Source organism: Pseudomonas sp. NLJ1 (genome assembly GCF_049486705.1).
GTDB lineage: Bacteria > Pseudomonadota > Gammaproteobacteria > Pseudomonadales > Pseudomonadaceae > Aquipseudomonas > Aquipseudomonas inefficax.
Genome location: NZ_CP137735.1, coordinates 316166 through 330602, shown reverse-complemented (window position 1 = coordinate 330602; position 14437 = coordinate 316166). Strand labels below are relative to the sequence as shown.

The window sequence follows — 14437 nt, the reverse complement described above, 5'->3', positions numbered from 1 at the left end:
GGTCAATCCTCCAGCAGCATGCCTACTCGTTCGGCCAGCACTTGCAGCTCGAACGGCTTGGTCAGCACCTGAGTACCTTGCAACAACTGGCCGTCACTGAGCGCCGCGCTTTCGTCGTAGCCGGTGATGAACAGCACCTTCAGGTCGGGGTGGCGCTCGCGGCAGCGTTCAGCCAACTGGCGGCCGTTCAGGCCGCCGGGCAGGCCGATATCGCTCAGCAGCAGGTCTGGCCGCTCGCCAGCTTGTAGATGGGCGAGGGCGGCCGGGCCGTTTTCGAATGCATCAACCCGATAACCCAGTTCTTCCAGCACCTCGCAGACGACCACGCGCAAGGCAGCCTGGTCTTCGACCAGCAGGATACGCTGAGTGGTTGTGCTGCTTTTTTCCGGCGATGTGCGCGGTGGCATGGGTGCCGGGGCTTCGGGGTGCTCGTGGTGGCGGGGAAGCAGCAGCTCGATGCGGGTGCCTTCGCCCAGCGTCGACAATACCCGGAGCTGCCCGCCCGACTGGCGCACGAAACCGTAGGTCATCGACAAGCCCAGGCCAGTGCCCTGGCCCATCGGTTTGGTGGTGAAGAACGGGTCGACGGCGCGCTCGGCCACCTCCGTCGACATGCCGTTGCCGTTGTCGATGATGCTCAGCCGTACGTATTCGCCAGCTGGCAGTTCCAGTGCGCGGGCTTGCTCGTCGTCGAGCAGCAGGTTGTCACCGTGGATATCGATCACGCCGCCGGCAGGCATGGCATCGCGGGCATTGATGCACACGTTGAGCAGGGCGCTTTCCAGTTGTGGCGGGTCGATGAAGGTCGGCCACAGCTGGCGGGGGAAATGGCTGGCCAGGGTGATGGCGGGGCCGATGGTGCGGCGCAGCAGCTCTTCCATGCCGCACACCAGCGCGGCCACTTGCGTGGAGCAGGGCTGCAGGGTCTGCTGACGGGAGAATGCCAGCAGCCGGTGGACCAGCGAGGAGGCCCGCTGCGCCGAACCGCTGGACAGTTCCAGCAAGGGTTCCAGGCTGTCGAAACGCGATTGGGCCAGGCGCTGGCGCATCAGCTCCTGAGCTCCCCGAATACCGCCCAGCAGGTTGTTGAAGTCGTGGGCGATGCCGCCAGTGAGCTGGCCCACGGCTTCCATCTTCTGTGCCTGGCGCAGGGCCTCCTCGGCCTTGGCCCGTTCTGCCAATGCCGCATTCACCCGTTCTTCCAGCTCCTCGTTCAGGCGCTGCAGGGCAAGCTCGGCCCGCCGTCGTTCGGTAACATCCTTGAACAGTACCGCCACCTGGCGCTTTTCGGCAGGCTCTACCCGGAAGGTGGTCACCGACAACACGCGACCGGTGGCGACCAGCTCCTGCTCGAAATGCAGTGGCTCGCCCGTGCGCAGCACCGCGCCATAACGAGCGACCCAGTCGTCGGCCTCATCGGGCACCATCTCGCGCAGTTTCTGCCCCACCACGTTTGGGATGCCGGCGTGTTTGGCATAGGCCGCATTGGCCAGCACATGTACATAGTCGCTCAGCGGGCCGTGCGGGCCGTCGAAGAACTCGATGATGCAGAAGCCTTCGTCCATGGTGTCGAACAACGAGCGATAGAAGTTTTGGTCGTGTTGCTGATGGCTTGCCAGGCGGGCCTGCAGCAACGCGTTCTGCTGCTGCAGGGCTTCGACTTGTTGGCGCAGTGAAAGCAGGTCGCGGGAGGGCATGCCGAAGTCCGACAAAGATGAAGCCCAGACTTTAGCCTGTTCGGTAACTGGCGAATAGCCAGTCAACGCGGGGGGTAGCGGATCGGGCAACGATAGTCGTTCACCCGGCGCCCGCCATCAGAACGAACGGATGATCCGCCCCAGGGTTTCCATGGCCCGTTCGGCATCCTCATGCCAGGGGCTGCCGTAGTTCAGGCGGATGCAGTTGCCGAAGCGCCGGGTGGGCGAGAAGATCGGGCCGGGTGCGATGCTGATGCCTTGGGCCAAGGCCATGTGGAACAGCTTGAGGGCGTCCATCCGTTCGGGCAGCTCCAACCACAGGAAGTAGCCGCCGGACGGTTGGCTGACTCGCGTTTGCGCCGGAAAGTGCCGGGCGATGGCTGCCAGCATGTTGGCCTGCTGGCCTTCCAGGGCATAGCGCAGCTTGCGCAGGTGGCGGTCGTAGCCGCCGTGCTGCAGGTAATCGGCGATGGCCGCCTGGGCCGGCATCGAGGCACACAGCGAGGTCATCAGCTTGAGCCGCTCGATCTTCTGCGCAAAGCGCCCGGCCGCCACCCAGCCGATGCGGTAGCCAGGCGCCAGGCTTTTGGCGAACGAGCCGCAGTGCATCACCAGCCCCTGGGTGTCGAAGGCCTTGGCCGGTTTGGGGGCCTGTTGCGCGTAGTACAGTTCGGCGTACACATCGTCTTCGATCAAAGGCACCTGATGGCGCGCCAATAGCTCTACCAGTGCCTGCTTTTTCGCTTCCGGCATGCTGGCGCCCACTGGGTTCTGGAAGTTGGTCATGCACCACACGGCCTTTACCGGGTGCTTTTCCAGCGTTTGCGCCAGCACGCCCAGGTCCATGCCTTCGCGCGGGTGCACGGGGATTTCCACGGCCTTGAGCTTGAGCCGCTCCAGTACCTGCAGGCAGGCATAGAAGGCCGGGGCTTCGATGGCCACCAGGTCACCGGGCTGGGTGACGGCCTGCAGGCACAGGTTCAGGGCTTCCAGCGCGCCGTTGGTGATCAGCAGCTCCTCCATGGGCAGCATCAACCCGCCGACCATGTAGCGCAGGGCAATCTGCCGACGCAGCTGCGGGTTGCCGGGTGACAGGTCGGTCACCACCATGCGCGGGTCCATGCTGCGGCTGGCGCTGGCCAGCGAGCGCGACAGGCGTTGCAGCGGAAACAGCTCGGGGCTGGGGAAGGCCGAGCCGAACGGCACGGTGTTGGGGTCCTTGATCGAGTCGAGGATCGAGAACACCAGCGCGCTGACGTCCACGTCGGTGGACTCGCTGACCGGTTGCAATGCCTGCGGCTCGCTGAACTGGCGCGGGGCATGGGCGTTGACGAAGTAGCCCGAGCGCGGCCTTGCACGGATCAGCCCGCGCCGCTCCAGCAAGTAGTAGGCCTGGAACACGGTGGACGGGCTGACCCCGTGGGTCTGGCTGGCATAGCGCACCGAGGGCACGCGCTGGCCGGGGCCCAGCACCCCGGAGCGGATCAGTTCGGCGATGTCGTCGGCAAAGCGTTCGTAGCGTTTCATTCTGGCCTTCTGTCGAAGCCTGGCAGGCAAGGTGGAGTCAGTGTAAGGGATCACCGGTTCATCGGTGCGACGAAGCGGCTGTGGGCCACGCTGCGGATGGCGGGGTCGTCGCGCTCGCTGATCTCGAAGCTCAGCGCCTGCGAGCTGCTGGCCGGGCGCTCGGCGAGCATCGCCACCGACACCGGCAGTTCGCTCATTTCACCGGCAGGGATCATGAATGAAGTCTTGCCCTGCAGGCTGAAGCCGTCGGCGTCGAGCAGGCGCAGCTCGTAGTGCCGGGTGCTTTCGGTCTTGTTGATGACCTTGAGCAGGTAGATGTTCTCGATCTGGCCCTGAGCGTTCTCGCGGAACAGGCCGCGGTCCTTGATCACGTCCAGCGACACCATCGGACGCATTTGCAAGGCCACCACCAGCGCCGCGATCATCACCGCCAGCGCGGCAGCGTAGCCCAGCAGGCGCGGGCGCAGCCAATGGGTGGTGCCACCTTGCAGGCTGCGTTCGGACTTGTAGCCGATCAGGCCACGTGCATAGCCCATCTTGTCCATTACCCCGTCGCAGGCATCGATGCACGCCGCACAACCGATGCAGGCCATTTGCAGGCCATCGCGAATATCGATGCCGGTCGGGCACACCTGCACGCACAAGGTGCAGTCGATGCAGTCGCCCAGGCCCTGGGCTCGGAGGTCGGTGCCTTTCTTGCGCGGGCCACGGGCTTCGCCGCGACGCGGGTCATAGGCGACCGCCAGGGTGTCCTTGTCGAACATCACGCTCTGGAAGCGTGCATAGGGGCACATGTGCAGGCACACCGCTTCGCGCAGCAGGCCGGCATTGATGTAGGTGGCGGCGGTGAAGAACAGCACCCAGAACAGCGCCACGCCGCCCAGTTGCAAGGTGAACAGTTCCGCGGCCAGTGGGCGGATCGGGGTGAAGTAGCCGACGAAGGTCAGCCCGGTGAGCACACCAATGGCCAGCCACAGGCTGTGCTTCAGCGTGCGCCGGGCCAGTTTGTTCAGGCTCCAGGGCGCGGCGGCCAGCTTGATGCGCTGGTTGCGGTCGCCCTCGGTGAGCTTTTCGCACCACATGAACAGCCAGGTCCAGGTGCTCTGCGGGCAGCTGTAGCCGCACCACACGCGGCCGGCATACACGGTGATGGCGAACAGGCCGAAGGCGCAGATGATCAGCAGCGCCGACAGCAGGATGAAGTCCTGCGGCCAGAAGGTGGCGCCGAAGATGTGGAATTTACTGTTGCCCAGGTCCCACAGTACGGCCTGGCGGCCGTTCCAGTTCAGCCAGGCGGTGCCGAAGAACAGCACGAACAGGGCGCCGGCAAAGCCGATGCGCAGGTTGCGGTACAGCCCGGTGAAGCTGCGGGTATGGATGCCATTGTCGGCGCGGTGCAGCTGGGGGCTGGCTGGGGCAGTGGCGATCTCTGTGAAAGGGATTCTATCGTTCATGGCTCGGTGCTCATCAGGCCTCGATCAGGCATGAGCACTATGGCCCTGAGGCTGTTATCAGCACAGGCTCAGATTTTGCGATAAAAACCGTATCAGATTTGCGGGCAAGCCCCGCCAGGCCTCAGATTACCGAGCCTGGCGTGCTGGCCTTCAGATGCCTGCGGCTATCCACCGCACCCGCGACGGTCAGTGCATCGGCCTCTGCTTCGGTAATGGGCACGCGCTGGCCGGCGAGCAGGGCCACTGACATGCGCAGCTGTTCGTCGGTGACGATTTCGATGTCCGGGCCATCACCCTCGACGCGCAGGTCTTCACCGATGAGGGTGCAGCGGCGGGTTGATTCGTCGATTTCAACGGGCATGGGGTGGTCCTCCTGGGAGTGGTTACAGGGTGGGACCACAGGGGGAGGGCGGTTGCTGCATCAGGAAGCTGAGCGGCACTTTGCGCTGTGTTCATAGGTCAGTCTTTGTAGATGCCAGGCACGGCCTCTTCGCGGGTAAACCCGCTCCCACAGGTGTTGCGATCCCAGTGGGAGCGGGTTTACCCGCGAAGAGGCCGGGCCTGGCAACACCAATGTCAGGCACGGGAACAACCGCAATGGACCTCATCTGGCAAGCGATCCAGGCCGAATTCGCCGATATCACCGACGCTCGCGAAGTCACGCAAATCCTCGTCCGCCTGTTGATGGCAGCCCTGCTCGGCGCCGTGTTGGGCTTCGAGCGCGAGCACAAGGGCAAGGCCGCCGGGGTGCGCACGCATATGCTGGTTTCGCTGGGCGCCGCGCTGTTCGTGCTGGCGCCGAGCATGGCTGGGGCCAATGAGCAGGCGCTGAGCCGGGTGATCCAGGGCATTGTCGCCGGTATCGGTTTTCTTGGTGCGGGCACCATTCTCAAGGGGAACGGCCAGGACGCAAGCCATGTGAAGGGCCTGACCACTGCCGCCGGGTTGTGGATGACCGCCGCCATCGGTACGGCAGCCGGCATGGGCCGCGAAGCCACGGCATTGATCAGCACGATACTGGCCCTGCTGGTGCTGGGCACGATGCCGTTGCTGGTGGACAAGCTCGAAGGGCAGGACGAGGGAAAGCAGGAGGAGGAAGAGGGCAGGAAGCACTGAGGGGAGCCGAAGCTCCCCTCAAAGCGTTGTTGCCTGCTCTTTTTTTATTATTGGGACCGGCCTGTTGTTGTTTTTGTCAGCCTGTCCTGGTGTTGCGGGCGACCCCCATGCGGGGTCAAGAGCAAACGTATTTTTTTGAGCGCTGACCTGCCTTCATCATTGCTGATCCGAACCTGGCTGCCGCTACCTTGAGGTAGTTTTATTGTTCTGTGCCAGACCGCGGGGCGTACCCCTGAAAAGCGTGTCTACTCCAAAAAAATCTGCTTGCTACGCCTCTGCCGTGTTGTTCTTGTTATGTCAGAGCCGTTACCTGTTGTTTTTATTGGGTGTCACATTCTTTTTGTTGTTGTGCCAGAGATATAGCAGGGTGCGTGCCAACTTTTTCAATCCCTTTGAAATCAAGCACTTAGCGATTTTGGTCGAGATCGATCGGCCTGAAATTTTGCCGATTTGTTTCCCTGTTACCCGATTTTTTGCTGCAAAACGTGGGGGCGGTAACACTCCACCCACACCAATGTGACACCTGTATGACCTATTGCGCGCTGCGCGCCCGCGCTACCCGCGACCCGTTGTCGCGGCCCAGCACGCTGCTGATGCGGCGGCCGGCGGCGATCAGTCGGTCCAGGTCGATACCGGTTTCAATGCCTAGCCCCTGCAGCAGGTACACCACGTCTTCACTGGCGATATTGCCGGTAGCGCCTTTGGCATAGGGGCAGCCGCCCAGCCCGGCCACGGAGCTGTCGAACACGCTGATGCCTTCGAGCAGGCTGGCATACACGTTGGCCAGGGCCTGGCCATAGGTATCGTGGAAGTGCCCGGCCAGTTGCTCGCGCGGTACCTGTGCCGCGACCACCTCGAACAGGCGCCGGGTTTCGCCGGCGGTACCGGTGCCGATGGTGTCGCCCAGCGATACTTCGTAGCAGCCCATGTCGTGCAGGGCGCGGGCCACCGGGGCGACCTGCTCGGCGCTGACCTTGCCCTCATAGGGGCAGCCGAGTACGCACGACACATAGCCGCGCACGCGCACACCGTGGTTGCGCGCGGCTTCCATGATCGGCTCGAAGCGCTTGAGGCTGTCGCTGATCGAGCAGTTGATGTTGCGTTGCGAGAAGGCTTCGGAGGCGGCCGCGAACACCGCCACTTCCTTCACGCCTGCGGCCAGGGCGTCCTCGAAGCCGCGCAGGTTGGGGGCCAGCGCCGCATAGGTGACACCTGGGCGCTGGTGGATGCCGGCGAACACTTCGGCGGAGCCGGCCATCTGCGGCACCCACTTGGGCGAGACGAAGCTGCCCACTTCGATATAGGCCAGGCCCGCTTCGGTGAGGTCGTCCACCAGGCGCACCTTGTCGGCAACGCTGATGGGTTGGGCTTCGTTCTGCAGGCCGTCGCGGGGGCCAACTTCGACCAGGCGGACGTGTTTGGGCAAGGGCATGGCGGGTTTCCTGTGGCGTTCAGCGGTTGTCGTTGTTGTTCAGGGTGGCAGCCAGCGCCTGTTCGCAGCGCTCCTGGGCGGTGTCCAGCTCCAGCTGCATCTGGTGGATGTCGAGCATCTGCTGTTCCAGCTGGGCGCGGCGCTCGGCGATTTTTGCCAGCATGCTGTTGAGCTGCTTGAGGTTGCCGCTGGAGGGGTCGTACAGCTCGATCAGCTCGCGGCATTCGGCCAGCGAAAAGCCGATGCGCTTGCCGCGCAGGATGAGCTTCAGACTGACCTTGTCACGCGCCGAGTAGATACGCTCCAGGCCACGGCGCTCGGGGCTCAACAGGCCCTGTTCCTCATAGAAGCGGATGGCGCGGGTGGTGATGTCCAGCTCGCGGGACAGGTCGGAAATACTGTAGGTCTGGGTGCTCATGCTGGGGCTCGGCGTGGGGTATGCGGGTATCCTGAGGGCAGGTTGACGTATACGTCAAGCAGGGGCGCGAGATGAGTGTTGCCAGTACTGGCCTCTTCGCGGGTAAACCCGCTCCCACAGGAAGTGCACAGGTCTTGAGGATGTGGGAGCGGGTTTACCCGCGAAGAGGCCAGCACAGGCGAAAAATTACTCAGACAACCCCGACCTGCGATACCCATTCGGCGTCTGCCCACTCAACCGCTTGAACCACCGGGCAAAATACGTCGGGTCGGTAAACCCCAGGCTATCCGACAACTGCCCGATGCTCATCCGCGTATAGATCAGGTTGCGCCGCGCCTCCAGCAGCAACCGCTGGTGCACCACCTGCAATGCGGTCTGCCCACTCAGCGCCCGGCACAGCTGGTTCAGCTGCAAACTCGGAATATTCAGCCGCGCGGCAAAGTCTTCCACCGACAGGTGCTCACGGTAGTGCGCCTCGACCAGGCGCAGGTACTGCCCCAGCAACTGGCGGTCCCGTTCATCGCGGTTGCGCGGCGCCTGCCCCTGTTGCTGGCGGCGGCTGATCCACACCATCAGCGCCGTCACCAGTGCTTCGAGCAAGGCCGCCCGCGCCGGGGCGTTGCCCTGGTACTCCTGCTGCAGAGTCTCGATCAGGCTGCGCAGGCGAACCCGGTCGCGGCCCAGCGGGTAACAGGCCGCCTTTGCCAGCACTGCCAGCGGCGCACCCAGGCGCTGCTCCAGGTTGGCCACCAGTGCCGTGCCAAAGGTCAACACATGCCCCTGAATGTCGGCGCTGAAGCGAAAGCCGTGCACGGTCATTGGCGGCACCACCTGGATCGCCGCTTCGCTGATGGCGCTGCGCCCCCCCTCGATCTCCACCTCGGCCCGGCCACGCTGCACATACAGCAACTGAAACAGCTCGGCATGCTGGTGCGGCTTGATTTCCCAGTGGTGCAAACGGCTACGCGCCGGGATCGACTCGCAGTGCAGCAGATCGGTGCCGGGCCAGGCCTGGTTTTCGCCATAGAGCTTGAACAGGGGGACGCCGGGGAGGGTGAATTTCATGCGTACAGGCCTGTCCGTTAATCGAACGTTTTTTGTAAAAGTGCAGGTTATACATGGAATAGCACACTTCCATGGCTGTTTTTGCCAGTAAAAATGCAAAGGCAAACCCTAACAGCAGATGCCGCCCCACTGCCAGTCCAGGGCCGGCATCGTCCGCACAGAGACAACAACAATGAAAACTCAGGTCGCAATTATTGGTGCAGGTCCGTCTGGCCTGCTGCTCGGCCAACTGCTGCACAAGGCCGGTATCGATACGCTCATCGTCGAACGCCAGACGCCCGAATACGTGCTCGGTCGCATCCGTGCCGGGGTACTGGAGCAAGGCACGGTCGACCTGCTGCGTGAAGCCGGGGTGGCCGAGCGCATGGACCGTGAGGGCCTGGTACACGAGGGTGTCGAGTTGCTGGTCGGCGGGCGCCGCCAACGCCTGGACCTCAAGGCCCTGACCGGTGGCAAGACGGTAATGGTGTACGGCCAGACCGAAGTCACCCGTGACCTGATGCAGGCACGTGAAGCCAGCGGCGCGCCGATCGTCTATTCGGCAAGCAACGTCCAGCCGCACGAACTGAAGGGCGAACGGCCCTACCTGACCTATGAAAAAGACGGCCAGGTGCACCGGGTGGACTGCGACTACATCGCCGGCTGTGACGGCTTCCATGGTGTCTCCCGCCAGAGCATCCCCGAGGGCATCCTCAAGCTGTACGAGCGGGTCTACCCGTTTGGCTGGCTGGGCATGCTGTCAGACACGCCGCCGGTCAACCACGAACTGATCTATGCCCACCACGAACGGGGTTTCGTGCTGTGCAGCCAGCGTTCGCACACCCGTAGCCGCTACTATCTGCAGGTGCCGCTGGAAGAGCAGGTGGAGGCATGGTCCGACGAGCGTTTCTGGCAGGAGCTCAAGGCACGCTTGCCCGAAGACGTGGCTGCACGCCTGGTCACCGGCCCGGCCCTGGAAAAGAGCATCGCGCCGCTGCGCAGCCTGGTGGTCGAGCCGATGCAGTATGGCCACCTGTTCCTGGTCGGTGACGCCGCGCACATCGTCCCGCCGACCGGTGCCAAGGGCCTGAACCTGGCGGCATCGGACGTCAACTACCTGTACCGCATCCTGCTAAAGGTGTACCGCGAAGGGCGCACCGACCTGTTGCAGCAGTATTCGCCGCTGGCCCTGCGCCGGGTTTGGAAAGGCGAGCGCTTCAGCTGGTTCATGACCCAGCTGCTGCATGACTTCGGCAGCCACAAGGACGCCTGGGACCAGAAGATGCAGGAGGCCGACCGCGAGTATTTCCTGACCTCGCCGGCGGGGCTGGTGAACATTGCCGAGAACTATGTAGGGCTGCCGTTCGAAGAAGTGGCCTGACCTGCAGGTGAAAGCCTGGCCAACGCGCAATTCCTGTAGGAGCGGCCTTGTGTCGCGAAAGGGGGGCGAAGCGCCCCCGGGATCTTCGCATTCCTGCAAAATTGCCGGGGCCGCTTTGCGGCCCTTTCGCGACACAAGGCCGCTCCTACAAGGGCATTGCCTGGCTTGAAATCAGCGGGCGAGTAAAGCCTCCATCTCCCGATACCCCCGCTGCCGCGCATGCTCCAGCACAGTCACTCCATCCTTGTCGGCAATCTGCCGATCTGCCCCGGCCGCCAGCAGCCGGCGCACGGTCTCTACATGCCGCGGCCCACCGTCGCCGAGGATCACCGCCTCCAGCAAGCTCCTCGGTGTCCTGCCCGCATCCTAGAAAAAACACGCCAGGGCTTGAAGTCAAGTTTGTGCATGACCCACAGTGCGTTGCTGAATAGGTAATGGCAGGAAGCTTAACGATGACATTCCCCGCCCCCCTGATGGGCGCCTTGTGCTTGGTAGCCGCCAGTGGCTGGGCCTGCGCCGATCAGGTGCTGCCGGCGCCACCGGAACTGGCCTCCGGCTACCGCACTGGCCTGCAACCAGTGCATGCCAGCCGGCACATGGCCGCAGCTGCCAACCCGCTGGCCAGCGAAGCGGGGCGGGCGATGCTGCTTGCCGGTGGCAGTGCCATCGACGCGGCCATCGCCATGCAGATGGTGCTGACCCTGGTCGAACCGCAATCCAGCGGCATCGGCGGCGGAGCGTTCATCCTTTACTGGGATGGCCAGCGCGTGCAGGCCTTCGATGGCCGCGAGGCAGCCCCGGCGGCGGTGACGGAAAACCTGTTCCTGCAAGCCGATGGTTCACCGATGCCATTCAGGGCTGCGCAGATCGGCGGGCGTTCGGTGGGTGTACCGGGAATTCTGCGTGCCCTGAAGCTGGCCCATGAGCAGCACGGCAAGCTGCCCTGGCGCGACCTGTTCGCCCCGGCCATTGCCCTGGCACGCAACGGTTTCGCGGTTTCCGAACGCCTTCACGCCCTGGTGGCGGGCGACCCGTTCATCGCCCGGTCACCGGCCATGGCCCGCTACTTCCTGGATGAACAGGGCAAGCCGCTGGCGGTCGGGACTACCTTGCGCAACCCCGAGCTTGCGCAAACCTTCGAGCAGATTGCCGAGCAGGGCGCTGATGCGTTCTACACCGGTGAAATCGCCGAAGCCATGGTGGCCAAGGTCCGTGGCCACGCCAATGCCGGTTATCTGTCGTTACAGGACCTGCAGCAATACCAGGCCAAGGAACGCGAGCCGGTATGCGGGCCTTACAAGGCCTGGCGCATCTGCGGCATGCCGCCACCATCATCGGGTGGGGTGACGGTGCTACAGACTCTGGGAATTCTCGAAGCCGTGCAGCGCGCCTCGCCACAACGCGATCTGTCGGCGCTGCGGCCTGTAGCGACTTCGTCCCCGGCTGGCCTGGAGGCGCCGCCGTTGGCGGTGCACCTGGTTGCCGAGGCCGAACGCCTGGCCTACGCCGACCGCGCCCAATACCTGGCTGATAGCGATTACGTGCCGGTCCCGCTCAAGGCCTTGACCGACCCTGCTTATCTGGCCAGCCGCGCAGCGCTGGTTGGCGAGTACAGCATGAAGCGCGCCCGCCCGGGCCAGCCGCAGGGCGCCGACCTGGCCTTGGCGCCCGACCGCTCGCCACTGCGCATTTCCACCTCCCACCTCAGCGCGGTGGACGATAGCGGCCAGGCCCTGGCCATGACCACTTCGGTGGAAGCGGCGTTCGGCTCGCACCTGATGGTCAAGGGTTTTTTGCTCAACAACCACCTGACCGACTTCTCGTTCATCCCCCGGGAACAAGGCAAGCCCGTGGCCAACCGGGTGCAACCGGGCAAGCGACCGCTGTCGGCCATGGCGCCGACCCTGGTGTTCTCGCAAGCCTCCGGCGAGCTGGTGGCCAGCCTGGGCTCGCCTGGCGGCTCGCAGATCATCGGCTACGTGAACAAGGCGCTGATCGGCCTGCTGGATTGGCAGCTCGACCCGCAGCAGGCCGCCGGCCTGCCCAACTTCGGCAGCCGCAATGCCGGCACCGAAGTGGAGGCGGGGTTGGCCAGCCCGGCGCTGATCCGGCAGTTGGCAGCCTGGGGGCATGAGGTGACGCCGATGACCATGACCAGCGGTATGCAGATCATCCAGCGCAGTGGCAAGGGCTGGTTGGGCGGTGCCGACCCTCGGCGCGAAGGGGTAGCGGTCGGCGACTAGCAGTGCGCGTTGCGGTGCAGCAGGTGGCGTGATAGAAGTCAGTCTTGCCATTCAGAAGTTGAATATCAAGATGTCAATCAGCTTGAAATCGAATAGGGCCCTGTTCGACCTCGACCTGCTGCGCGCCATTGTCGTGGTGGCCGATTGCGGCAGCTTCACCACGGCTGCTGCCCGCCTGCACTCCACCCAATCGACCATCAGCCAGAAGGTGCGCCGCCTGGAGGATATGGTTGGCCACCGCCTGCTGGTGCGCGGCAATCGCGATGTGCTGCCGACCGATGCCGGGCAGACCCTGCTCGGCTACGCCCGGCACATGCTGGCGCTCAACGACCAGATGCTCGAAGCCCTGGCCGGGGCGATGGTTGGCGTGACTGTGCGCCTTGGCGTGCCAGAGGACTTCGTGGGCGGGCGTACCACCAATGCGCTGTCGGCCTTCAGCCGGCTGCACCCGCAGGTGAAGCTGGAAGTGACCAGCGGCCTGTGCCGCGACCTCAGCCAGGCCTATGACAACGGCGAGCTCGACCTGGTGTTGCTCAAGCAGCGGCGTAACAGCCGCGAAGGCGTGGCCTGCTGGCCCGAGCGCCTGCAGTGGATCGACAGCGCGCGCACACCGGCCTTCGAACTGGACCCGATCCCGCTGGTGACTTTCCCGCCCCGCGGCCTGTACCGCGACGACATGATCACCGCCATCGAAGGCATGGGCCGGCGATGGCGCATCAGCTTCACCAGCTCCAGCCTCAGCGGCATCCAGGCCGCGGTCGCCGATGGCATGGGCATCAGCCTGCTGCCGCCACGGGCGGCGACTGGCGAGCACCGGGTGCTGGGGGCAGGGCAAGGGCTGCCGGAGGTCGACAGCTATGAAATTGTCATCGTCCACCGGCCGACGGCGGATGTGATGGTCAAGGCGTTGGCCGAAGTGATGACGCAATTGTTGGCGGGTGGCGGCATCTGAGCGCTGCAAATGCGGTAGCGGGGTTCGGTGACGCGTCGATTGCCTTGGGACTATGACTGTTGCCTCGATCGTTCCCACAAGGCAGGGGCGGGTTTCTGATTGATTTGCGGGGACTCTGGCTAAAGCCATCCAGACTGGGCCGAGCATAGGATCTGCTCCGCCCCCCTTTGATCTCATTCCGGAGACCCTATGAAAAAGATTGCATTCATAACCTTGCTGGCCGCCGCGGGCCTGGTTCAGGTAGCCCATGGCAACGAGCCTGAAGATGCGGATACTGCTGTCAGCGAAACGACTGCAGCGTCTACCGAGCAGCCTGAAGCCCGGCGCCGGACCATCCGCAGCATTGGCGTGCCAAGCACACCCTGCCCCGACGGCACCTACCCGACTGAAGTCGGTCATTGCAACCCGTCCTTCGAGTTTGACTGAAGCCCGGGCATTCTGGCGGGCGGCTCTCCGGCAAGCATTTGCCGGGGCGCTTGACTACCGCGAAGTGGGCCTCATGGCTGACGCTCGGCTACGGCCCTCAGGGTTCTGAGGGTTACCACCGGCGCATCCACCACGAACCGATTGGCCAGCCAACCCGGCACATCCCCTGCCGGGTCGGCTTGCAACTGGTAGATCACCTCGGTCTTGCGCTTGCCCAGCGGCTTCATGATCCATTCGCCCGACAAGTGCTGCACGCGGATCAGCCCGGGCTCTTCGGGCAAACGGCCCGGATCGGCGCTGAGGTGCCGCACCAAGGTACCGTCGTCAAGCCGCTCGGTGGTCACCTTCAGTACGATGTCGCGCGGCATCGTCGGCCACGGCAGGTTGGTGGTCAGGTATATCCAGGTGTTTTCGCCCTGTACATCCAGCAAGCGCATCTCGGCGCAGGCGTACAGCCACTTGCAGGCCACCCGCAGGTTCTCCTGCAGGTCGGTGAGTGTACGAACGCTGGCATTCATGGTGCTGATGCCACGGAATTGCTGGTAGGGCGAGTCGGGGGCGGCGCTCAGATACACGCGGATGCCTTCGCGGTCGTAGGCCAGGTTCCAGTCATCGGCGGCCGGGGCGGGCGTGCACAGCAGCAGGGCGGCGAGCAGCAGGCAGCGGTTCATGGCTGGTACCGCGCGGGGATGGGTGTTTCAGTATGCGCGGCAAACAGAAAGCCCGCCAGGTTGGCGGGCTTTCGGG

At 64.2% G+C, this 14437-nt stretch carries 13 protein-coding genes and 1 pseudogene; 5 read left to right on the top strand and 9 right to left on the bottom strand.

The window, feature by feature from the left end; all coding sequences use genetic code 11:
• Nucleotides 1-2 precede the first annotated feature (2 nt).
• The 4 genes from R9B85_RS01480 to R9B85_RS01465 all read right to left on the bottom strand — a co-directional run bounded on the left by R9B85_RS01480 (nt 3) and on the right by R9B85_RS01465 (nt 5039).
• Nucleotides 3-1697 carry a response regulator gene (locus R9B85_RS01480; protein ID WP_423770757.1) on the bottom strand — a complete coding sequence of 565 codons (1695 nt, stop codon included), beginning with the start codon at nt 1695-1697 and terminating at the stop codon, nt 3-5.
• 117 nt (nt 1698-1814) lie between these two features.
• The gene (gene mapR, locus R9B85_RS01475; RefSeq protein WP_112252541.1) at nt 1815-3224 is read right to left on the bottom strand and encodes a GntR family transcriptional regulator MpaR; all 1410 of its coding nucleotides are present in this window, start codon (nt 3222-3224) and stop codon (nt 1815-1817) included.
• Between the two features lie 50 nt (nt 3225-3274).
• A complete protein-coding gene (gene ccoG / locus R9B85_RS01470; protein WP_207878911.1) occupies nt 3275-4678 on the bottom strand; it encodes a cytochrome c oxidase accessory protein CcoG in 1404 nt (467 codons plus the stop codon).
• Nucleotides 4679-4799: 121 nt separating this feature from the next.
• On the bottom strand, nt 4800-5039 hold the full coding sequence (locus R9B85_RS01465) for a DUF3203 family protein (protein ID WP_423770756.1): 240 nt from the start codon (nt 5037-5039) through the stop codon (nt 4800-4802).
• Nucleotides 5040-5275: 236 nt separating this feature from the next.
• On the opposite strand from R9B85_RS01465, the gene R9B85_RS01460 reads away from it, so the two are divergent.
• Nucleotides 5276-5794: an MgtC/SapB family protein gene (locus tag R9B85_RS01460; protein ID WP_112252537.1), complete on the top strand. Its 519-nt coding sequence runs from the start codon at nt 5276-5278 to the stop codon at nt 5792-5794.
• 532 nt (nt 5795-6326) lie between these two features.
• On the opposite strand, the gene R9B85_RS01455 is transcribed toward R9B85_RS01460, so the two are convergent.
• The 3 genes from R9B85_RS01455 to R9B85_RS01445 all read right to left on the bottom strand — a co-directional run bounded on the left by R9B85_RS01455 (nt 6327) and on the right by R9B85_RS01445 (nt 8709).
• Nucleotides 6327-7226 (bottom strand): hydroxymethylglutaryl-CoA lyase, encoded by a 900-nt coding sequence (locus tag R9B85_RS01455; RefSeq protein ID WP_112252536.1) that lies wholly within the window; start codon nt 7224-7226, stop codon nt 6327-6329.
• Between the two features lie 19 nt (nt 7227-7245).
• On the bottom strand, nt 7246-7644 hold the full coding sequence (locus tag R9B85_RS01450) for a MerR family transcriptional regulator (protein ID WP_112252535.1): 399 nt from the start codon (nt 7642-7644) through the stop codon (nt 7246-7248).
• A 186-nt stretch (nt 7645-7830) separates the two neighbouring features.
• Entirely contained in the window at nt 7831-8709 is an 879-nt protein-coding gene (locus R9B85_RS01445; protein WP_112252534.1) for a helix-turn-helix domain-containing protein, read from the bottom strand.
• Nucleotides 8710-8881: 172 nt separating this feature from the next.
• On the opposite strand from R9B85_RS01445, the gene pobA reads away from it, so the two are divergent.
• On the top strand, nt 8882-10069 hold the full coding sequence (gene pobA, locus R9B85_RS01440) for a 4-hydroxybenzoate 3-monooxygenase (RefSeq protein WP_112252533.1): 1188 nt from the start codon (nt 8882-8884) through the stop codon (nt 10067-10069).
• Nucleotides 10070-10240: 171 nt separating this feature from the next.
• Here the strand turns inward: pobA and R9B85_RS01435 are convergent.
• Nucleotides 10241-10414, bottom strand: a pseudogene (locus R9B85_RS01435) (ankyrin repeat domain-containing protein); the annotation flags it as partial.
• Between the two features lie 107 nt (nt 10415-10521).
• Between R9B85_RS01435 and ggt the strand changes: the two are divergent.
• From ggt to R9B85_RS01420, 3 genes are all read left to right on the top strand, one after another.
• The gene (ggt, locus tag R9B85_RS01430) at nt 10522-12312 is read left to right on the top strand and encodes a gamma-glutamyltransferase (RefSeq protein ID WP_423770755.1); all 1791 of its coding nucleotides are present in this window, start codon (nt 10522-10524) and stop codon (nt 12310-12312) included.
• A gap of 70 nt (nt 12313-12382) precedes the next feature.
• Nucleotides 12383-13264 (top strand): LysR substrate-binding domain-containing protein, encoded by an 882-nt coding sequence (locus tag R9B85_RS01425; protein WP_112252531.1) that lies wholly within the window; start codon nt 12383-12385, stop codon nt 13262-13264.
• 189 nt (nt 13265-13453) lie between these two features.
• Nucleotides 13454-13690 (top strand): hypothetical protein, encoded by a 237-nt coding sequence (locus R9B85_RS01420; protein ID WP_112252530.1) that lies wholly within the window; start codon nt 13454-13456, stop codon nt 13688-13690.
• Between the two features lie 71 nt (nt 13691-13761).
• Here the strand turns inward: R9B85_RS01420 and R9B85_RS01415 are convergent, their stop codons facing one another.
• On the bottom strand, nt 13762-14361 hold the full coding sequence (locus R9B85_RS01415; RefSeq protein WP_112252529.1) for an START domain-containing protein: 600 nt from the start codon (nt 14359-14361) through the stop codon (nt 13762-13764).
• Nucleotides 14362-14437 lie beyond the last annotated feature (76 nt).

Coding starts and splice junctions, on each gene's coding strand:
- R9B85_RS01425 (WP_112252531.1), top strand. CDS start 12,383: ATGTCAATCAGCTTGAAATCGAATAGGGCCCTGTTCGACCTCGACCTG.
- R9B85_RS01460 (WP_112252537.1), top strand. CDS start 5,276: ATGGACCTCATCTGGCAAGCGATCCAGGCCGAATTCGCCGATATCACC.
- mapR (WP_112252541.1), bottom strand. CDS start 3,224: ATGAAACGCTACGAACGCTTTGCCGACGACATCGCCGAACTGATCCGC.
- R9B85_RS01420 (WP_112252530.1), top strand. CDS start 13,454: ATGAAAAAGATTGCATTCATAACCTTGCTGGCCGCCGCGGGCCTGGTT.
- pobA (WP_112252533.1), top strand. CDS start 8,882: ATGAAAACTCAGGTCGCAATTATTGGTGCAGGTCCGTCTGGCCTGCTG.
- R9B85_RS01415 (WP_112252529.1), bottom strand. CDS start 14,361: ATGAACCGCTGCCTGCTGCTCGCCGCCCTGCTGCTGTGCACGCCCGCC.
- R9B85_RS01455 (WP_112252536.1), bottom strand. CDS start 7,226: ATGCCCTTGCCCAAACACGTCCGCCTGGTCGAAGTTGGCCCCCGCGAC.
- R9B85_RS01450 (WP_112252535.1), bottom strand. CDS start 7,644: ATGAGCACCCAGACCTACAGTATTTCCGACCTGTCCCGCGAGCTGGAC.
- R9B85_RS01445 (WP_112252534.1), bottom strand. CDS start 8,709: ATGAAATTCACCCTCCCCGGCGTCCCCCTGTTCAAGCTCTATGGCGAA.
- ccoG (WP_207878911.1), bottom strand. CDS start 4,678: ATGAACGATAGAATCCCTTTCACAGAGATCGCCACTGCCCCAGCCAGC.
- R9B85_RS01465 (WP_423770756.1), bottom strand. CDS start 5,039: ATGCCCGTTGAAATCGACGAATCAACCCGCCGCTGCACCCTCATCGGT.
- R9B85_RS01480 (WP_423770757.1), bottom strand. CDS start 1,697: ATGCCCTCCCGCGACCTGCTTTCACTGCGCCAACAAGTCGAAGCCCTG.
- ggt (WP_423770755.1), top strand. CDS start 10,522: ATGACATTCCCCGCCCCCCTGATGGGCGCCTTGTGCTTGGTAGCCGCC.